Source organism: Planococcus kocurii, from assembly GCF_001465835.2.
GTDB lineage: Bacteria > Bacillota > Bacilli > Bacillales_A > Planococcaceae > Planococcus > Planococcus kocurii.
The window spans coordinates 592702-613592 of record NZ_CP013661.2; the positions used below are offsets into that span (position 1 = coordinate 592702).

Here is a 20891-nt window from a genome sequence, read left to right on the forward strand (position 1 = left end):
GAGAAATTGGAACACTTAAGTTCGTGGGGCTAAACGATTTAACCCGGCGATGCGGCTTTGTGCTGCATCGCCGGGCTTTTTCTTTTGGCAGTTGTTTTTATAGCTCCCAAAACCCTAGATTTTCAATTGTAAAGCTTGGTGGATGTTCTTTTTTCAATACATAATCTGTGCTACTAACACCTGTATTAACGTGAATGGTATCAATGCCAAAGCGTATGCCCGCTTGAATATCCGTATCATAGTTGTCTCCAATCATCACCATTTCGCTTTTTTCAAAACCCGATTCATGTTGAATGGCTTCTAACATATGAATTTCTGGCTTGCCAATAAACACAGGCACTCTATCTGTCGAAGCAGCTACCATTGTTGTGAATGCGCCATTTCCTGGCAAAAAGCCTTGTTCAGAAGGAAAAGCCAGATCTTGATTTGTAGATAAAAAAATAGCTCCTTTGCGAATTTCTAAACAAGCGGTTGCTAATTTATCATACGTAACATTTCGATCAAGTCCCATTAATACGATGCCGGCTTGTTCTTCTACTCGTTCGAGCCCTTCTTGAAGCAATGCTTGATCTAAGCCGTGAGAACCAACTGTGTATACAGTCTTTTTTGGATACCACCGTTTAATGTATTTGGCTGCTGCAATTGCGGAAGACATAATGCGTTCTTTTTTAGCAGCAATCCCAAAGCCCGCCATTTTGTCTTGGAGTTGCTGTTGCGTCATAGATGCGTTATTCGTAATAAAAAAAGGTTCAATCCCCCGTTGCTGCAGGCGCTTAACAAAGTCTACCGCTCCTTCAACGGCTTCAGTTCCGCGATAAATGGTTCCGTCTAAATCTAGGCAATAGGCTTGATAGTGTTTTCTACTTGTCATCATTTGTCTCCGGTATAAACGCTGAAACTGGACCTAATTCATGAACAAGGTAATGCTCGACTCTCGGTCCAAACGCTTTCAATGATTCAAGATTCGCATCAAGTGCTGCGATAATTGCTTGCTGATCTACTTTCATAAACTCTCGAACTAACATTTTTCGCAACGCAATGACATCCTTAAACGGCTGATCCATGTCTGCTGTAATTACTTTTTCATCAACTAAAATATCGATTATGTCATCATAACTTCCAGGGTCACGCATAATAAAGCCATCAATCATCGAGTTACCGACATCAATGATCGACTCAATAATGTTTGCCCCGACACGTTCTAGCGCAAGTAAGTCATTAAATGACGTCCATTGCTGCTTTTTTTCGTAAAATTCCAATAAAGCATTCATGTACTGAATCGTTTCAGTAATTTTTCTGCGGTCAATAAAATACATAAAAATACCCTCCAATAGGCGTTTGAAAATCGTCAATTTCTTTCTTTATCATATCATATTGCCAAAAAAAAACCCCCTTACGGATTACACATCCGCTTCGGGGGTTTGCTGTTCGGGTTCTTCAATTAAAGGAGCTGCTTTTCCACCTTTTTTTATAACGAAATAAGCGCAACCAAAATTACAGTACTCGTAAAGATAATCCTGTAAAGTACTAATTTTTGTATCATAGGTTGCTTTGTGGTTCGTGTCTTCAAAAAAGCCTTTCAACCGTAACTGTCCATAGCCCCAGTCTCCCAAAATATAATCATATTTCGACAAAATTTCGCTATAGCGTCCTGTTATGGCCTCCTCTTTGAATCCTTCTCGGTGATCTATTAATATGTCGTATTCCCATTGATCCAATGTAATCATTTTTCCACCATCCATTAGCTGTTTGTAGCAGCTGCTTGCACTTCTCCGAGGCGCTGACGCTCTTTAGCAGCTGCATTGACTTGCTCATCCGCATGGTAGCTGCTTCGAACCAAAGGGCCTGCCTGGCAATGCGAAAACCCTTTAGTCATCGCAATCTCCCAAAATTCTTTAAATTCCTTTGGCGAATAATATTTTTGTACCATTAAGTGTTTTTTCGAAGGCTGAAGATATTGACCGATTGTCATGATATCGACATCGTTCGCACGTAAGTCATCCATTACTTCAATAATTTCTTCTTTTGTTTCCCCCAAGCCGATCATTAATGAGGATTTTGTTGGGATTTCCGGATGCATTTCTTTTGAACGTTTTAACAGTTCCAGTGATCGGTCGTACTTAGCACGCGCTCTAACTCTTGGCGTTAAACGGCGTACTGTTTCTATATTATGATTTAAAATATCCGGTTTTGCTTCCATTAGACGTTCCAGATTTTCATAGACTCCACCCATATCAGACGGCAAGACTTCAACAGTAGTAAATGGATTAGCACGTTTAATCGCGCGGATTGTTTCAGCAAAAACAGCTGAACCTCCATCTTTTAAATCGTCTCGTGCAACCGCTGTAATGACTGCATGTTTGAGATTCATCATTTTTACAGAGGCTGCCACACGTTCAGGTTCTTGAAGATCCAATTCATTCGGTAGTCCTGTTTTGACTGCACAAAAACGGCAGGCTCTTGTACAAACAGCACCTAAAATCATAAAGGTAGCGGTTCTCCGGGTTCCCCAACATTCGTGGATATTTGGACATTTCGCTTCTTCACAGACGGTATTGAGGTTATTTTCTCTCATCATCTTTTTTAAATCTGTATAGTTTTCATTGGTGTTGAGTTTGATCTTTAACCAATCGGGCTTTCTAAGATGCTCTTGTTTTGTTGACATGCACATCGTCCCCTGTCTATCTGATTTGTGAATGGAATCCTATTGTACTCCAAATGTATCATAAAGGTTTGTTCCTCACAAGTTCACGTCTCTCTCTAAAGACATGAAAAAGCCCAGAAACCAAAAGTTTCTGGGCTTGTAAATTATACGTTGTTTGCAGCATTTTTCGACTTGTTCTTTTTGCTGCTACTGACTGCATGAATGATGCTAGCAGCCAAGCCACCCCAAATAATGACCATGCCGATAATCATTACCACAATTGAACTTACAGTCATATGATACTCCTCCTTTTAATTGCGCTCGTCATATTCTCCCTGTTCTTTATGCCATTTTGCAAGAGAGAATAGAACCCCGAAAATGATTGCAGCGGAAGCAACTGCTACGCCTCCTGATAAGGTAAACATATCTGAGTACCCTTCGTAGTTTCCAGTTTCAGTATCAAACTCTTTCAGAATGTTTAGCTTGAGTAAACCGAACATCATATAACCTAAAACGATTGGTGTAATGATGCCGAGACTGAATTTCCACCAGCCACCCAAATGAATATCCGAGATTTCGTTAGCATGTGCTTTAAGTGTATCTGCTTTGCGGAACACCCAAACGACTAGCACCACTTCTACTAGACCGATTGCTGCAACACCAAATTGGTTGATAAAGTAATCTGCAAGATCCAAGAAGAACAATCCGCCTTGTGTTGCAAAGAGAATTGAAATCAATGCTGCAAGTCCGCCTCCGAAAAGAACAGATTTTCTACGAGAAATACCGAACTTCTCAGAAAACCCAGCGACATAAGTTTCAGTAATTGACATCAAAGACGTCAATCCAGCGAGTGTTAACGACAAGAAGAACAATACGCCGAACAATCCGTTGAATCCTGGAAATTCATTGATAATTTGTGGGAATACCACAAATGCCAATCCAACACCGGCTGTTGCTACTTCACTTACTTCAACACCTTGTTGCGATGCCATAAACCCAAGAGCTGCGAAAACACCGATACCAGCTAATAATTCAAAGCTTGAGTTGGCAAAACCTGTGATAAAAGCGTTATTTGTAATGTCCGACTTTTTAGGAAGATAGCTTGAGTACGTAATCATAATGGCAAATGCGACAGATAAACTAAAGAATATATGTCCATAAGCTGCGACCCAAACCGACGGATCCATAATAGCGCTAAAATCTGGTTGGAAGAATGCTTCTAGTCCTACCAATGCCCCGTCCAGTGTAACTGCACGAATAACTACTGCCAAGAAAATGACGACTAAAGTTGGAATGAAAATCCGGTTAGCCACTTCAATTCCTTTTTTCACTCCTGCAAGCAAAATTCCGAGTGTAATGACCCAGACCAGCACTAGAGGAATAAATACGCCCCAAACAATTCCACCTGTTTGCCCTGGGCTAACTGTCAGTTGCAAAAATTCATTGAATAAGAAATCTTGTGTATCTGTGCCCCATGCCTGATTGATTGAAAATATAGTATAGCGCATTGCCCAAGCGATAATAACGGCATAGTACACAGATATAATGAAGGACACAAATACTGCCCACCAACCAAGCCATTCTAGTTTTTTACCACCCATTCTAAAGAATGATAATGGTGCAGAACCTCGGTACTTATGACCAATCGTAAATTCAAGGATTAAAATTGGTATACCGGCAGTTAATAATGCAAATAGATATGGTATGAAAAAGGCACCCCCGCCATTTTCAAAGGCAACATACGGAAAACGCCAAATGTTACCTAAACCTACTGCAGAGCCGACAGCTGCCATGATAAAGCCGGCACGTGTACCCCATTGCGAACGTTCCATCACTCTTCCCCCTCTGTATTCCCATTCTATTTACATAAAAATAGGAATTTTGTTTGTTTTCAGATTATTAACTAATCTAAAAATAGTATACCGAGAGAGCGCTTTAATGTAAAGACGATTTCACAATATAATTTAAAAAAACTATTGCGGCAAAAGTAAAAAGGCAGAGAAATAGCTTCTCTGCCTTGATTTCATTATATATTTTGTTGTTTTTCAATAATAGTTGTTCGTTGTGACCAGACAACAAAGAGAATGGCTAACACGGCTAAGACTACGCCTAACGAAATCAATAGCGAACCAGTGAAACCTATGACAATGTACCCAATTGCAGCGATACCTGCAGCGGTTAACGCATACGGTATCTGAGTTAAGACATGGTCCATATGATTGCTTCCCGCTCCTGTCGAAGACAAGATCGTCGTATCGGAAATCGGTGAACAATGATCACCAAAAACCGCTCCTGCTAACACTGCTGATAACGCTGGCAATAATAAGGATGGGTCAGCCTCAATCATAATTGTACCGGCAATCGGTAATAAAATACCGAAAGACCCCCACGATGTTCCTGTAGAAAAAGCCATAACACCCGCTAACACAAACAGTAAAACGGGAAGAATAGCTGTCGGAACATTGCCTTCAGACACAACGCCTGCTAAATATGCACCCGTTTCAAGTAACCCGATCAAAGAAGTCAGCGACCAAGCAAAAATCAAGATTAGCACTGCACCCATCATTGATTTGATACCTGCCCAAATGCCTTTGCCAATCCAGCCCACGTTAGCTGTTTCGTTCTTTTTCATTTGCATAACGTATAAGATAATGGACGTTAATGCGCCTAGCACACCACCTGTTAATAAGGAAGCTGGCACATCTGTATTTTCAAAAATCAACCAAATATCAAATACTTGATCTGCGTTCTGATAGCCCGTCCATATCATTGCCCCTACTGTACCAACAATCAACAATAAAATTGGTAGTAATAAATCTCTAACATGTCCATGTGAATGAGTTGGAAAATCTTCTTTCATTTCACCTGGAATTGTTTTGTTAGGATCAAAAAGTTGTCCTTCCGTAATGGCAAGCACTTCATGTTTCTTCATTTCACCAAAATCAACATCACGAATAGCAACAAAAAAGACAATAGCTAGAGAAGCAACTACATAAAAGTTCATCGGTGCCATCCACAGGAAAGCTTCTAATGCGGAATATTCAACAAAAGTTTGTCCTGCTAAAATCGTCGCAATAATCCCAATAATTGCAGCTCCCCAACTTGATACGGGAGAAACGACACAAACAGGTGCAGCAGTCGAATCGATAAAGTACGCGAGCTTAGCGCGTGACACTTTATAACGATCAGTAATTGGACGTGCAACTTGTCCTACAGCTAAAGCATTGAAATAGTCATCGATGAAGATCACAATTCCAAGAACTACTGTTAGAACCTTCGCCCCTCTTCGCGACTTGATACGTGTGGAAGCCCATTCAGCGAAAGCATGGCTGCCTCCTGATAAACTAACGAATGCTGTAATAATGCCAAGCAACAACAAGAAAAGAATGATAAAGACGTTGTAAGCGTTGAAACCTTCATCCCAAAAAATAATCGTAAATGATGTTACAAGCTCTTGTAAGGCATCAAGTGGTGCAAACCATGTCAATATTACAGCTGCTGCTACAATACCGGTACCTAGCGACAATAGCACACGACGCGTTAAAAGTACCATAACGATTGCAATAATCGGCGGCAAAATCGAAAAAATCGTATTCTCCATAAAAACTCCTCCTAATTTTTGATGGGTGAAAAATGAGATAAAAAAAGCCGACCTCTCCAATTGGATAAAGTCAGCCTTCTACAATTCGTCTGTGCATTAGAACATCAAACAACCCTGTAGCTCCCCATTTAAGCTGTTGCTCAAATGACAGTGACATTCTTATTTAGAATGACCCCAATCCATCTTCTTAGACCTAGAAAATCGATTTCGGCAAAACTTCCTTTCAGATGCGTTCAACGCGGTCAAACTCGCGCATCTTACTGATCAGTCCTGCAGCCTCTACCCACCAATATATATTTCTTTATTAGCATAGCCCAAAATCACCATAAAATCAACTGCGTTTATATTCCGAATAGGCCTTCTACTTCAAGGCTTTGCTATGAAAATACTCGCTAAACACATCACGCAGAAACTCTGGCATAAAATATGTCTTAGCCGCTCTTTTCAAGCTTGGAAAAAAGTAGCCAAACGTTAACATGTCTAACGTAACCAATCGGTAAGTTTGATCGTGCACTGCTAGTTGCCCATTGATATAAAACCGGTGATTTATAATTTCCATATTCAAATGAATCATCTTGCCAAACACCGCGCCACGGAATCCCATTCCTTTTAACTCGAGCTGTGGCCATTCTGAGTTCAAAGACTGCAAATAAATCTCTTTTAACTCGGCTCCGCTTAGCTCGACAAGACAAGGGTTGATTGGATGAGGCAGCATTTGATGAAAGTTGTAGCGAGTCATCGCACCTTTTGCCATATCTTCCATAAATATTCCGGCATTAAATAACGCACAATCGGCTTCTGTAAATTCAATCAGCGCTTGTCCAAACAAAGTTGCCAGCTCTGAATCTTTAAACCACTCTGCTTTTAGCGTCTTGTCGCTATGAAAAACTAACTCGTTCATTTGTATTTTTCCCTGCTCGATTAGCCGTTCATCAAATCCTTCTTGTTCTTCGCGTAACCGAGACACTTCAACGAGTTGCGCAGTGGTTTTTTCAAATGCTTCTGCTACAGCAATATGACCAACGTAAACACCGAATTTTCCTGCAGCACCTAGCAAAGTGTCCCCTTGCCATTTGCCTTCATGAAAAACATGATGCGTATGTGCCCCCAAAATAATATTGATTTGTGGACAAAGATCCGCCAATAACTCGTCTTCTTTAATGCCAAGATGTGATAAGCAAATAATTAAATCCGTGTGTTCTTCAATTTCTTTTACTGCTTGAATAATAGATTCTTTGGCATCTGTAAGTCGCCAACCCAGTTTATGATAAAAAGGCGTAAACTCTGCGGTTGCACCCACTAATCCAATCCGTTTTCCGTTTGTTGTACGGATAATATGATAGGGCTTAGCCCATTGAGGTCGATTGCCACGCAAATCAAATAAATTTGACACCACCACTTTAAAATCGGCTTGAACATACAAATCAGCAAGCTCTTCTTTTGACAGTGTAATGCCTTCGTTATTGCCAATCGTCACAGCATCGTATTGCGCTTCGTTTAGTAATTGCACATTGCCTTTGCCTGCTGTGCCTTCTGTATAAGGATGCGAACGATCAACATGGTCACCAATATCTAAAATAAGACAGACGTCGCCTTCTTCTTCGTGCCATCTTTTTCGTTCAGCTAAAAACGATTTAATCTGTGGCCAATTTGTAAAATGGCTATGCAAATCATTTGTATGATAAATATGAATAGTTTCACTCATGAAAACACCTCTTTAAGAACTAAATATTCCTTCATAAATCGATCGCAACCCGAGAATCAAAAGGACAATACGCAAAATGGTCACCAGCATTTCCGAATTCAGGCGCTTGTTTAACTTCGCACCTATTTTCGCACCCATGTATGCACCTGGAACAACGGCTAGCGTATAAATCCATGGCACGTTTCCTAATGAGATATGGGTAACGGAGTTGACAAGTGCTGATAAAAACACCATAAACATAGACGTCCCAATGGCTACATGTGGTGGGAATAAGAACAATAAAATCATCGCAGGCACGATAATTGAGCCACCACCGATACCGAACAACCCTGAAGCCACTCCAACAAAAAAAGTTAATAACAAGGCAAACCAAATTGGATAACCATAAATATATTCTTTATTTTGATTGTCTATAAACGTTGTTTTACGACCGTTGTCCACGAACCAGCGAACCGCTTTGAGCCGGTCGCGCAACAGTAAAAGCAGCGATAGAAAAACGAGAAGAATTCCGAAATACAGATTGAATGACGGCAAATCCAAGTTTTTATTAACAAAAGCACCAATGATTGTACCGGGTGCACTTCCTGCAAAGAAAATAAGTCCGCTTTTATAATCGACTGTTCGAACTTTCATATAAGCTAAAGTTGAAGACAAGCCTGTGAAAATCATCATGATGACTGATAAGCCAACAATTTTCTGAGGCGAAAGGTCCGGAAAAAACGCAAAACTGGTGCCTAGAAAAAGTAAAGCTGGAACCAGTATAACGCCACCACCAAGCCCTATCAATGCACCCACTATGCCAGAAGCCACTCCGACAAGTGCCATAACGATAAAAACCATTAAAATCCTCCTTCAAATAAATCCATTTGCTTTGGTGAAAGCCCGTCAAATGATAAATCATTCATATTCTGGAACTCTTTAGCGTCACCTGCTGCATGGCCTCCTGAGTTATTATTAAAAATCACGTAGACCGTTTCTGCTGTTTGCGCCAATAGGTTTACAGCACGACTGATTTCGCCCAGTTCTTCTTTATTATAATCATAGAGATAACGAACTTCCCGCCAGTTTTGTCCATGCCCTGGATTTAGCCAGCCATGAACATTGCGACCGTGAATACGAAGTAGCACTTTGTCTGTTCTTGAAGAAATTGGAACCAGTGGAATTGAGCCATCTCCTGCCTGCGGTTCGTCACACACTGTGTGAATCAACTGATTATCCCGTAAGAAGTCCACGGTTTTTTCACTCATCCCATTGGCATACCAGGATTGATGACGAAATTCGATTGCCAGATCAAATTCTTTTAAACGCCCGGTAATCTCTCGAAGTTGATCGACATTGTCTTTTTGGCAATCAAACCACGGCGGAAACTGAAGCAGTACCATTGCCAGTTTCCCAGCTTCTTTTAATGGGCGAATGGATTTTTTAAACGCTTCAAACATGTCATCGCGTGAGTCAAATGGATTTTCTCCACGCAGATGTCCTGTCATTCCTTGATAAGCTTTTACTACAAACTGAAACGGCTCTGGCGTTTCTTCCATCCACTTCCGAATATTTTTTTCCGGCTGAACTGCATAAAAGGAGGAATCCAATTCTACAATTGGAAAATGAGCACTGTAATCGATCAATTTATCTGTTTTCTTTGAGCCAGGGCTATAGACATCTGGATGGTCTCCCCACCCCGTCAAACCTACATAAATCATCGTCCCGCCTCCATTTCTGGTTATTATTTTATGATAGCATAGAAAAAATAGAACGTCTTTTTTTAAAGGGAGTTTCTTTTGATCAATTGAGAGTTCAGGGAGAAAATATTATTTTAGGTTACTAAGATAGCCGTCTAGTTAGAAGTATTTTAATTCCACCGAATAGCATGGGAAGCAATTAAATCTTACAAGACACAAAAAGACTGTCACCAAAAGTCATATTTCATGACCTTTTGGGACAGCCCGTTAGTTATTCGTCTATTAACCGATCGAGCCTTCCATTTCGAACTTGATTAAACGGTTCATTTCTACCGCATATTCCATTGGAAGTTCTTTCGTGAATGGTTCGATAAAGCCCATTACGATCATTTCTGTTGCTTCTTGCTCAGAAACACCACGGCTCATCAAGTAGAACAATTGCTCTTCAGATACTTTTGAAACTTTCGCTTCGTGCTCCAAAGAAACGTTATCGTTTAAAATTTCGTTGTATGGAATTGTATCAGAAGTTGACTGATTGTCCATAATTAACGTATCACATTCAATGTTTGAACGTGCGCCGTCCGCTTTACGTCCAAAATGAACGATTCCGCGATACGAAACTTTCCCGCCTTGTTTTGAAATTGATTTCGAAACAATCGATGAAGATGTATTTGGAGCCAAGTGAATCATTTTCGCTCCAGCGTCTTGATGCTGTCCTTTACCAGCGATTGCAATCGACAAAGTCATGCCGCGTGCGCCTTCACCTTTCAAGTAAATAGCTGGGTATTTCATTGTCAATTTCGAACCGATGTTGCCATCAATCCATTCCATTGTTCCGTTCGCGTCAACAAATGCACGCTTTGTTACAAGGTTAAAGACATTGTTTGCCCAGTTTTGAATTGTCGTATAACGGCAATAAGCATCTTTTTTCACAATAATTTCAACAACAGCAGAGTGAAGTGAATTCGTTGTGTAAACAGGAGCTGTACAGCCCTCTACATAATGAACGCTTGCGCCTTCATCAACGATAATTAATGTACGCTCAAATTGGCCCATGTTTTCCGAGTTGATACGGAAATAAGCTTGAAGTGGAGATTCTACTTTAATGCCTTTTGGCACGTAAATAAATGATCCACCAGACCAAACTGCCGTATTCAACGCTGCAAACTTATTATCTGCTGCTGGAATTACTGACTGCCAATATTCTTTGAAAAGGTCTTCGTTTTCACGAAGAGCAGAACCGGTATCTTTAAAGATAATCCCCATGTCTTCCAATTCAACTTTCATGTTGTGGTAAACAACTTCAGATTCGTACTGAGCCGAAACACCAGCCAAATACTTTTGCTCTGCTTCTGGAATACCTAATTTATCGAATGTGCGTTTGATTTCTTCAGGAACTTCATCCCATGAAGTTTGGCTCGCTTCTGATGGTTTTACGTAATACGTAATTTCATCAAAGTTTAGTGAACCTAAATCGCCGCCCCATTGTGGCATTGGCATTGAATAAAACAATTTTAATGCTTTCAGACGGGATTTTAACATCCATTCTGGCTCATCTTTAATTTTTGAAATTTCTCTTACAATATCTTCAGTCAGGCCACGTTTAGATCTAAAAACTGATACATCTTTGTCGTGGAACCCATATTTATAATCACCGATTTCCGGCATTTTTTTCGCCATCGTCGTTCCTCCGTTCTATATTACGATTTTTCTTCGTTTTGCACGCCTTTTTCCATGGCTTTCCATGCCAAAGTCGCACATTTGATACGGGCTGGAAACTGAGAGACGCCTTGCAATGCTTCAATGTCACCAAGATCAATCGAATCATCGTACTCTTTGCCAAGCATCATATCTGAAAAAATGCTGGAAAGTTTTAATGCCGTATCAATTTCTTGCCCTTTGACAGCTTGCGTCATCATTGAAGCAGAAGCCATTGAAATCGAACATCCTTCACCGTCAAACTTCGCATCTTTGACAATGCCGTCTTCGACCTGCAAAGTCAATTGGATGCGATCTCCACAGGTCGGATTGTTCATTTCAATACTAACGCTATCATTTTCAAGCGTTCCTTTGTTGCGGGGCGTTTTATAATGGTCCATAATAACACGTCGGTATAATTGATCTAAATTATTAGAAGACATCGTTGAAATACTCCTTTGCCGAACGCAGACCTTCTACCAAACGGTCAACATCTGACTCGCTATTGTATAGGTAGAAGCTCGCGCGTGCTGTAGCTGAAACTTCCAGCCATTTCATTAAAGGTTGCGCACAGTGATGACCAGCGCGCACCGCAATGCCGCTCATGTCAAGAACAGTTGCAACATCATGTGGGTGAACATCATTCAGATTGAATGTGACAATCCCTGCCCGTTTTTGTGGATCAGTTGGACCGTAAATAGCCAATCCTTCAATCAAGCTCATTTTTTCCATTGCGTAAGCAGCCATTTGATGTTCATGCTTTTCAATTTCATCTAAGCCGATTTCATTGAGAAAATCGATTGCCGCACCTAGTCCAACAGCACCTGCAATAATGGGTGTACCGCCTTCAAATTTCCAAGGCAACTCTTTCCATGTCGAATCGTATAACCCAACGAAATCGATCATTTCTCCACCAAATTCGACCGGTTCCATATTATTTAATAACTCTTTCTTGCCGTAAAGAACGCCAATTCCAGTAGGGCCACACATTTTATGACCCGAAAATGCAAAGAAATCACAGTCAAGTTGCTGAACATCTATTTTCAAATGCGGCGCTGCTTGAGCACCATCAACAACCATCACTGCACCATTTTCATGAGCAATCTGTGCAACTTCTTTCACTGGATTCATCGTGCCAAGAACATTCGAAACATAAACCATCGAAACGATTTTAGTTCGCTCTGTTACAACTGCACGGACCTGCTCCAAGGAAATCGTGCCATCTTTTTCAAGTTCAACGTATTTTAAAATGGCGCCGCGTTCTTTAGCCAATTGCTGCCATGGAATAATATTAGAATGGTGTTCCATATAAGTAATGACAATTTCATCGCCTTCTTGGACATTGGCTCTTCCGTAGCTTTGCGCAATGAGGTTCATGGCAGTTGTCGTTCCTCGCAGGAAAATAATTTCTTCCATCGAATTAGCGTTGATGAATTTCCGGACTTTTTCGCGTGCGCCTTCATAGTGTTCGGTTGCGCGATTCCCGAGTGTGTGAACGCCTCGGTGCACGTTGGCATTATCCAATTCATAATAATTTTTTAATGCTTCAATTACTTGAATCGGCTTTTGTGAAGTAGCAGCACTATCCAGATAAATCAGTGGGTGACCATTTATTTCTTGGTTGAGTATTGGAAAATAGCTTTTTATCTCTTGGTTGATCATTAGCGGACTTTCCTTTCGATAACCTCCGTCAATTGCTTTTTAACGCCTTCGATTGGCAATACACGGACAACCGGTGCCAAGAAACCGTGAATAACAAGACGTTCAGCTTCCTGTTTTGTAATACCGCGGCTCATCAAGTAATACAATTGAAGCGGATCTACGCGTCCAACTGATGCCGCATGTCCTGCTGTTACATCGTCTTCGTCGATTAACAGAATCGGGTTAGCGTCGCCACGTGCTTTTTCACTTAACATCAATACACGTGATTCCTGTACTGCGTTAGATCTTGTCGCACCGTGTTCGATTTTACCAATGCCGTTAAAGATAGCAGAAGACGAATCTTTCATAACACCATGTTTCAAAATGAAACCTTCAGAATCTTTGCCCCAATGAACAACTTGCGTTGTAAAGTTTTGTTTTTGCGATCCTCGTCCAACGACTACACTTTTCGTATCACCAAAAGAATTATCGCCGATCAAGTGCGTTGTGTTTTCAGAAATTGTATCGCTATCATTCATCATGCCTAAAGCCCATTCAATACGTGCATCACGTGCTACAACACCGCGACGGTTTACATACGTAATAAAGCCTTCTGCTAATGTGTCTACAGCGCCGTACGTAATTTGTGCGTTATCTTCAGCAAAAACTTCTGACACGATGTTTGCCGAGCCGTTCGCATGTGGAACTGTTGAGTAATAGTTTTCCACATAAGTTACTTTACTGCTTGTATCTGCAACAACGATAACGTGGTTAAACAATGACGCTTCTGCATCATCATGATAGAAAACTACCTGTACAGGTTCTTCTACAACAACGTTTTTCGGAACATAAAGGAATGCTCCGCCGTTCATCAATGCAGCATTTAACGCTGTCAATTTATGCTCGTCCGTTTTCACGCCTTTAGTCATAAAGTATTTCTTAACCAAATCGCCATGTTCACGTAGAGCTGTAAAAATATCCGTCAAAATAACACCTTGTGCCGCAAGTTCATCAGAAACACGTGAAAATGCAGGTGTGTTGTTGTGTTGGATATAAAGGTTTTTTTGCTCTAAATCTACGATTGCTTTAACATCTTCTGTTAAATCTTCAAGTGAATCGAACTTTGCACTTTCAACCGTGTGTACTGGGAAATCTGTAAAGTTCCAGCTAAGAATTTTTGTTTTATCTGGTTTTGGCAATGGCAAGCTTTGCGCTTCCCCAAACGAACGAAGACGAAGCTCAGTAAACCATGAAGGTTCACCATTCATTTCTGAAAAAGAGCGCACATCCTGCTCGGTCATTTTTAAATTTGTTTCAACCGTCATGCTAGTCTCTCCCTTCAATTATGCTTGTCCTACAGTCTCGTCTTCAATGCCAAGTTCAGCTTTGATCCAGTCATATCCTTCAGACTCGAGTTTAAGAGAAAGTTCTTCTCCGCCTGATTTAACGACGCGGCCTTGCATCATAACGTGAACATGATCAGGCGTAATGTAGTTTAGTAGACGCTGATAGTGAGTGATAATCAGGCAACCAAAATTTTCGCTTCTCATTTGGTTAATGCCATCTGAAACAACTTTTAATGCATCAATATCAAGTCCAGAGTCAATTTCGTCTAGAACAGCGATTTTAGGTTTGATCATCATAAGTTGTAAAATTTCATTACGTTTCTTTTCTCCGCCTGAAAAACCTTCGTTCAAGTAACGTTGCGCCATTTCTTGTTCCATATCCAGAACTTCCATTTTGCTGTCTAGTTCACGAATAAATTTCATCAATGAAATTTCAGATCCTTCTTCGCGACGAGCGTTCATTGCAGAACGCATAAAGTCTGCGTTTGTTACGCCAGAAATTTCGCTTGGGTATTGCATTCCTAGGAAAAGACCTGCACGAGCGCGTTCGTCAACTTCCATCTCTAGAACGTCTTCGCCGTCAAGTGTAATTGTTCCTTGAGTTACTTCATATTTAGGATGACCCATAATAGCTGACGCTAGTGTTGATTTACCCGTACCGTTAGGCCCCATAATTGCGTGAATTTCACCTGTATTAATTGTTAAGTCTACACCCTTTAAAATCTCTTTGTCTTCGATTTTAACGTGTAAATCTTTAATGACCAAAGTTGACATGTAAATACCTCCATAAAGTTAATGTTGAATGGAAAACCATTCTTAATTAGTATCATTCTAATCTTAACTCATATTCACCTTACTAGCAAATCATTAAACTACTAAAAAAATGACGATAAAACAATTTAGATTGCTGCATTTATCACTTATTTGTAAAAGCCTAGTGTGACAACTGTCACACCTTCATATTTTCAATAAAAGAATCCTAATTGAGAAATTATATCAATAAAAAAGCCAGCATCCGAAGATACTGGCTTCATGTTGTTATATGCTCTGCTTAGTCTCGATGAACCTGCCGCTCGATCTGGCTGGCTACTTTTTGGCCTAGCTGATAATCTTGTTCACGACGTTGTTCTACTTCGAGAATTTTGTCCGGGTCATTTTGATATTCGTCAATTCCGAAGCCATGCGCATTTCTAAATGCATGCTCCATTTTATCGGTCTTCTCAATGCCGTTCGATTCAATAATGAACCATTCCTTTCAATCTGTTGATTTAACGCTTACCTTTTACAGTATACCCGATAAAAGAGCAAATAAACACCAAAATAATCAAACTAATCTGAAAACAGATCTTTTGCCTTATACATAACTTCATCAAAAAGCCCTCTGACATTTAGTTGTCAAAGGGCTTTCTGCTTATTGTGAAACTTCGTTTTGAATACTAGAACCGGCTAACCCTTGCTCTGTTAGCAATTCATTTAACAACGTATCTGCTTCGGTGAACTTTTCGTCAGCTGCTTCAAAAGATGCATCTTTCGTTAATTCTTCCGCTTTTATTTCATAGGACTCACGAATAGCTGTGAATGCCGTTTCAATTTGTTCTTTTTGATTTTCTAATACCGCTGGAATTTCCAAGGTCTCAATAGCAGCAGCTGAATCTTTAGCAGAAACAATCGCTGCGTCTGTCATCGCTTTCAGCTCTTCACCTTCTGGTAATAGGTCTTCTGCTTTCATTTTTTCAAATGTGTTCAGATCTACATCAACTGCATTGATCGTATTTGAAATGGTCAGATAAAATCTCATCATGTCTTTCTTAACATCTTTGCTATCTTCTGAACTGGTAGTAGCTTCAGTTGACTCCGCTGATTGTTCTTCTCCACAGCCAGCCAATAATACCGCCGCTGATAAACCAATTGCCCATAATTTCTTCATGGTGTTTCCCCCTATTGTGTAATATCTTCGCTATAATAGCACAGAAATTATCAATAGAATAGACCTTTCAAAATAGCCATAATTGTTTGAATCGATCGACTATTGTAAACTTTTTTGACCATTTGTGAAACGGTCGACGATGTGTGCTAAAGCACCATCTCCGGTAACATTTGCTGCAGTACCAAAGCTATCTTGCGCCATATAAAGTGCGATCATTAATGCTACCATTGTTGCATCAAATCCTAGCATACTTTGCAGTAAACCAATCGCTGCCATAACAGCTCCACCTGGTACGCCTGGTGCTGCAATCATCGTAACACCCAACATTAAAATGAATGGAAAGAAGCTGCTAAATGTCGGCGCTCCACCTGTTAGTAATAATACGCCGATTGCACAGGACACTAATGTAATAGTACTGCCTGATAAATGGATAGTTGCAAACAATGGAACGGTAAAGTCTGTTACGCGTTCGTTAGCTCCCGACTTGCGTGCTTGACGCAATGTGACGGGGATGGTTGCTGCAGAAGACTGCGTTCCAAGTGCTGTAAAATAAGCAGGCATCATCGTTTTTAAAATCGATAATGGATTCTTCCCTTTTAATGCACCAGCTGCCGAATATTGCAGCAACAGCATTGTCCAGTGAAGTATGATAATCATCACAAAGACGACGGCAAACAACGACAAAATTTCAAATACCGCTCCGCCGTACGCCATATTGGCAAATATACCAAAAATATGAAACGGTAACAGAGGAATAATAATGTAAGAAATTGTTTTCTCAATAATTGCCTGAAATTCATCAAAAAACGATACCATTGTTTTGCTTCCTGTAGAAGCCATGCCAATACCTAGTAAAAAAGCCAAGATCAATGCGGACATAACACCAAAAACAGGTGCCATATCGAGTGCGATAAACGAAGTCGCTAAAGCATGCTCTGGATCTTCCATACTGCTTAAAGAACCCGCTTTCATAAAGTTAGGCAGAACTGTCGTCGCCACGAAGAACGCTAAGATTCCTGCCGCAATGGTGGAAGCGTATGCAACAACTGTAGCCATCCCCAATAGCTTACCAGAACCTTTCCCTAGTTTGGCAATTCCCGGTGCAATGAACCCAAGAATGATTAGCGGCACAACAAAGTTTAAAAAGTTACCGAAAATCGTTGTAAACGTCGCAAATACTCTCACTATTTCTTTTGGTGCTACTAACCCAATAAGTACCCCTAGAACGATTGCCACCACTATTCGAGGCAATAAACCAAAATTGAACTTCATGAACCTGTCCCCCTCATATGAACAAATGCTTCTTTTTTATTATTCAAAAATAGCACAAACCTCTCGCGAATGTAAGGTATACAAGAAAACGCGAAATATTTTTATTATTTCGAAAATAATAAAAAGATGAGAAATGGCTGATGTCCATTCCGACGGACGCTTTCCGCGGGCACGGCCTCAGCCGGCTACGCCGTCTTCACCACATGCTGTTCTCGCAGGAGTCGCCATCTCCATTCCCATCAGCCGTTCTGGAACAAAAAGGATACAAAAAACCGTTCATTATCATTCGATGTACCAGCGTCCAACAGATACACACTGTTTTATTCCGCACCTGAAAACTAGCGGATTCCAGCCTGCCCATGCCAAAGACGGTCATCGCGGGCGCAGGTGGCAGCGAAGAGAATTACCTGTATGCGCTCGGGGATGAAAAAGAGCCACGATTCGACTTTCTCATTCCATAAAGTAACCAGCATTCGCCAGCCACTTTCAGTACCCTCTCCAACCAATCAAAAACAGACGGAGAAAAAGAAAATCTTTTTCTCCGTCTGTTTTATTTTAGGGGCTTATGAGACAGCTCCTTTTTTATTCAATCTACCGGTACTACTGAGCCGCCCCATTCTTCTAAAATAAAGTCTTGGATTTCCTGGGATTGTAATACTTCAACTAAAGCTTTCACATTTTCGTTATCTTCATCACCTGCACGCACGGTAATAATATTTACGTATGGCGAATCAGATGATTCTATTGCAATTGAATCTTCTAGAGGGCTGATGCCAGCATCAATCGCATAGTTGGAGTTGATCAAGACTGCATCTCCCTCACCTGATTCATATAATTGAACAAGTAAAGCTGCTTCATAGTCTGGCTCAAGCTGTAAATTTTTCGGATTTTCAACAATATCACTCACTTCAGCCGATGTTTTATCTACACCTTCTGCCAATGTGATTAAGCCTTCTACCTCAAGCAGCGATAAAATACGACCCTGCTCCGATACCGAGTTGCTCATCAAAATGGTTGCATCCTGTGGTAGTTCATCAAGAGAAGCATATTTTTGTGAATAAACACCGATTGGTTCAATGTGAATCCCTCCAGCATTTTCAAACTCATAACCATTATCAGCTATTTGAGTTTCTAAGTAAGGAATAGTTTGGAAATAGTTGGCATCAATTTCACCAGACTCTAAATCTTTGTTTGGCAAAATATAGTCTTGATACGTTTCAACTTCAAGTTCAATTCCTTGCTCTTCTAAAAGGGGCTTCGCTTGTTCTAAAATTTCAGCATGCGGTACGTTAGAAGCGCCTATGCGTAATGTCTTAGACTCTTCTTCACTTGCTCCACCATTTCCACATCCTGCGAGTACCAATGCCGTTAACGCTGTTCCTACTACAAATTTCTTCATCTCAATCTCTCCCTTATGTGTTGTTTTATAGAACGGAAAATCCGTTTTTACCGTTTGTCTGCTTTTATCGTGACCCAATCACCAATGTATTGAATGATAAAGACAATGATTAAGATTAAGATTGTTGCCATCAATGTAACGTCTTCACGACTGCGTTGAAAGCCGTCGAGGAAAGCAAGTGTACCAAGACCACCTGCGCCGATAATGCCGGCCATTGCTGTATAGCCGACCAATGCAATCGCCGTGACCGTAATGCCGGATATTAATGCCGGTTTTGATTCGGGCAATAACACTTTCCAAATGATGGTGCCGGTTGTTGCACCCATTGAACGAGCCGCCTCGATCACACCTTTATCAATTTCTTTTAGCGCAATTAGCACCATTCGTGCATAAAATGGAGCTGAACCGATGATTAATGCCGGTAAAGCCGCATTCGGTCCGCGAATCGATCCCATCAAGAACAAAGTGACAGGAATCAATAAAATGATCAAGATGATAAAAGGAATTGAACGGAAAATATTGACGAATGCGCCAGTCAGCCAATTAACGAGTTTGTTTGCCCACAATTGTTTCGGTGCTGTTAAGAACAAGATAATACCAAGTGCTAAACCAATAACAAATGTAAATACAGTTGATAATGCGGTCATGTAAAGTGTTTCAAGAGTAGCTTCCCACATGCTGTCCCACTTTACATTTGGAAATAACGATTCAATCATTGTCCATCACCTCCGCTTGAATATCTTCTGAGCGAAGAAATACCAGTGCTTCTTCAATTTCTGCTTGAGACCCTTTAAGCTGTAAGATCAAGGTGCCGTATGCGCCACGCTGCGTATGCGAGATATTGCCTTGAACAATATTCACTTCCACGGCATGACTGCGAATCAATTTAGTTAAAATGGGTTGTTCGGTTTGATCGCCAACAAAAACCAATTTCACCAATTCGCCAGTTGGGTATAATTCCCGCAGGTTTTTGATGGTTTCCTGTGAATCTCCACTGTCGGCTACTTGCGCAACAAAGCGTTTCGTGATTGCCTCTTTCGGTGATTGGAACACATGTAAAACGTCGCCAAGTTCTACAACTCGTCCGCCTTCCATTACAGCCACACGGTGGCAAATTTTCCGGATGACGTGCATTTCATGAGTAATCAGTACAATTGTCAATCCCAATCGCTTATTGATGTCTACTAACAAGTCAAGAATGGCATCTGTTGTTTCTGGATCGAGTGCTGATGTCGCTTCGTCACACAACAAGACTTCTGGGTCATTTGCTAATGCCCGGGCAATACCGACGCGTTGTTTTTGTCCTCCTGATAGCTCAGAAGGATAGGCGTTTTCACGACCCGTTAATCCGACTAATTCAATTAACTCCTGTACACGATTTCCGCGTTGTGCTTTTGCCACTCCGGCAATTTCTAGCGGAAATTCAATATTTTCTCTCACTGTACGAGACCATAGTAGATTAAAATGTTGGAAAATCATACTGACTTTCTGACGTGCCTTGCGTAATTCTCCGCCTTTAATCGCTGTGATAATTTGTCCATTAATCTCTACAGTTCCTGACGTTGGTTTTTCTAACCCATTCAACAATCGGATTAAGGTACTTTTACCTGCTCCACTATAACCAATAATACCGAATATCTCTCCATCAGAAATGGATAAGTCCACTTGATCCACAGCTGTTAAAATTGCCTTGCCTGTATCGAATTTTTTTGTCACTTGCTTTAACTCAATCATTCTTCCAACACTCCTAAATCTTAAAAATAAAAAACCCTTCCGCGCATAACTGAGCAGAAGGGCAAACGTATAGTATACGGAAACCAATCTCTCATCGTCCAAAGCTTTCGCTTTGTGTGATTTGGCACCATTTCATTTTCATGACGGTTGCCGGGCTTCATAGGGCACTTCCCTCCACCACTCGTAATAAGAGTTTTGATATGAAATTTTTGAAAAACTTAAGGACTGTATTCTATTTGACTCTT

21 protein-coding genes and 2 riboswitches are annotated in these 20891 nt (G+C 40.8%); all 21 genes read right to left on the reverse strand.

Annotated features, from left to right (window positions below; genetic code table 11):
• Window positions 1-97: 97 nt before the first annotated feature.
• A complete protein-coding gene (locus AUO94_RS03075; RefSeq protein ID WP_058385863.1) occupies window positions 98-871 on the reverse strand; it encodes a TIGR01457 family HAD-type hydrolase in 774 nt (257 codons plus the stop codon).
• Window positions 861-1316: a DUF86 domain-containing protein gene (locus AUO94_RS03080; RefSeq protein WP_058385864.1), complete on the reverse strand. Its 456-nt coding sequence runs from the start codon at window positions 1314-1316 to the stop codon at window positions 861-863. Before AUO94_RS03080 ends, AUO94_RS03075 begins: the two co-directional genes overlap by 11 nt.
• A gap of 84 nt (window positions 1317-1400) precedes the next feature.
• Window positions 1401-1727: a YutD family protein gene (locus tag AUO94_RS03085; protein WP_058386934.1), complete on the reverse strand. Its 327-nt coding sequence runs from the start codon at window positions 1725-1727 to the stop codon at window positions 1401-1403.
• Window positions 1728-1741: 14 nt separating this feature from the next.
• Entirely contained in the window at window positions 1742-2665 is a 924-nt protein-coding gene (gene lipA / locus AUO94_RS03090; RefSeq protein ID WP_058385865.1) for a lipoyl synthase, read from the reverse strand.
• A gap of 143 nt (window positions 2666-2808) precedes the next feature.
• Window positions 2809-2940, reverse strand: a complete 132-nt coding sequence (locus tag AUO94_RS17205) for a methionine/alanine import family NSS transporter small subunit (protein ID WP_143039520.1) — start codon at window positions 2938-2940, stop codon at window positions 2809-2811.
• A 15-nt stretch (window positions 2941-2955) separates the two neighbouring features.
• Window positions 2956-4476, reverse strand: coding sequence for a sodium-dependent transporter (locus AUO94_RS03095; RefSeq protein WP_058385866.1), 1521 nt, complete (start codon window positions 4474-4476; stop codon window positions 2956-2958).
• 194 nt (window positions 4477-4670) lie between these two features.
• Window positions 4671-6245 carry a Na+/H+ antiporter NhaC family protein gene (locus AUO94_RS03100; protein WP_058385867.1) on the reverse strand — a complete coding sequence of 525 codons (1575 nt, stop codon included), beginning with the start codon at window positions 6243-6245 and terminating at the stop codon, window positions 4671-4673.
• Window positions 6246-6354: 109 nt separating this feature from the next.
• A riboswitch (Lysine riboswitch) is annotated at window positions 6355-6535 on the reverse strand.
• Window positions 6536-6606: 71 nt separating this feature from the next.
• On the reverse strand, window positions 6607-7950 hold the full coding sequence (locus AUO94_RS03105) for a bifunctional metallophosphatase/5'-nucleotidase (protein WP_058385868.1): 1344 nt from the start codon (window positions 7948-7950) through the stop codon (window positions 6607-6609).
• A 12-nt stretch (window positions 7951-7962) separates the two neighbouring features.
• The gene (locus AUO94_RS03110; RefSeq protein ID WP_058385869.1) at window positions 7963-8790 is read right to left on the reverse strand and encodes a sulfite exporter TauE/SafE family protein; all 828 of its coding nucleotides are present in this window, start codon (window positions 8788-8790) and stop codon (window positions 7963-7965) included.
• Complete coding sequence (locus AUO94_RS03115) at window positions 8790-9650, reverse strand: DUF72 domain-containing protein (RefSeq protein ID WP_058385870.1); 861 nt, start codon at window positions 9648-9650, stop codon at window positions 8790-8792. The genes AUO94_RS03110 and AUO94_RS03115 overlap by 1 nt, the downstream gene beginning before the upstream one ends.
• Window positions 9651-9911: 261 nt before the next feature.
• A complete protein-coding gene (gene sufB / locus AUO94_RS03120; protein ID WP_058385871.1) occupies window positions 9912-11309 on the reverse strand; it encodes a Fe-S cluster assembly protein SufB in 1398 nt (465 codons plus the stop codon).
• A 20-nt stretch (window positions 11310-11329) separates the two neighbouring features.
• Entirely contained in the window at window positions 11330-11770 is a 441-nt protein-coding gene (gene sufU / locus AUO94_RS03125; RefSeq protein WP_058385872.1) for a Fe-S cluster assembly sulfur transfer protein SufU, read from the reverse strand.
• Window positions 11760-12989, reverse strand: coding sequence for a cysteine desulfurase (locus tag AUO94_RS03130; RefSeq protein ID WP_058385873.1), 1230 nt, complete (start codon window positions 12987-12989; stop codon window positions 11760-11762). The genes sufU and AUO94_RS03130 overlap by 11 nt, the downstream gene beginning before the upstream one ends.
• Window positions 12989-14293: a Fe-S cluster assembly protein SufD gene (sufD, locus tag AUO94_RS03135; protein ID WP_058385874.1), complete on the reverse strand. Its 1305-nt coding sequence runs from the start codon at window positions 14291-14293 to the stop codon at window positions 12989-12991. The genes AUO94_RS03130 and sufD overlap by 1 nt, the downstream gene beginning before the upstream one ends.
• A gap of 18 nt (window positions 14294-14311) precedes the next feature.
• Complete coding sequence (sufC, locus tag AUO94_RS03140) at window positions 14312-15094, reverse strand: Fe-S cluster assembly ATPase SufC (protein ID WP_281251063.1); 783 nt, start codon at window positions 15092-15094, stop codon at window positions 14312-14314.
• Between the two features lie 271 nt (window positions 15095-15365).
• Window positions 15366-15521, reverse strand: coding sequence for a YuzK family famiily protein (locus tag AUO94_RS17335; protein WP_169793157.1), 156 nt, complete (start codon window positions 15519-15521; stop codon window positions 15366-15368).
• A gap of 204 nt (window positions 15522-15725) precedes the next feature.
• Window positions 15726-16241: a hypothetical protein gene (locus AUO94_RS03145; RefSeq protein ID WP_058385876.1), complete on the reverse strand. Its 516-nt coding sequence runs from the start codon at window positions 16239-16241 to the stop codon at window positions 15726-15728.
• Window positions 16242-16340: 99 nt separating this feature from the next.
• A complete protein-coding gene (locus AUO94_RS03150; protein WP_058385877.1) occupies window positions 16341-17513 on the reverse strand; it encodes a dicarboxylate/amino acid:cation symporter in 1173 nt (390 codons plus the stop codon).
• Between the two features lie 586 nt (window positions 17514-18099).
• A complete protein-coding gene (locus tag AUO94_RS03155) occupies window positions 18100-18912 on the reverse strand; it encodes a MetQ/NlpA family ABC transporter substrate-binding protein (protein WP_058385878.1) in 813 nt (270 codons plus the stop codon).
• 47 nt (window positions 18913-18959) lie between these two features.
• Window positions 18960-19628: a methionine ABC transporter permease gene (locus tag AUO94_RS03160; RefSeq protein WP_058385879.1), complete on the reverse strand. Its 669-nt coding sequence runs from the start codon at window positions 19626-19628 to the stop codon at window positions 18960-18962.
• Window positions 19621-20646 carry a methionine ABC transporter ATP-binding protein gene (locus AUO94_RS03165; protein WP_058385880.1) on the reverse strand — a complete coding sequence of 342 codons (1026 nt, stop codon included), beginning with the start codon at window positions 20644-20646 and terminating at the stop codon, window positions 19621-19623. The genes AUO94_RS03160 and AUO94_RS03165 overlap by 8 nt, the downstream gene beginning before the upstream one ends.
• Window positions 20647-20734: 88 nt before the next feature.
• Window positions 20735-20839: riboswitch (SAM riboswitch) on the reverse strand.
• Window positions 20840-20891 lie beyond the last annotated feature (52 nt).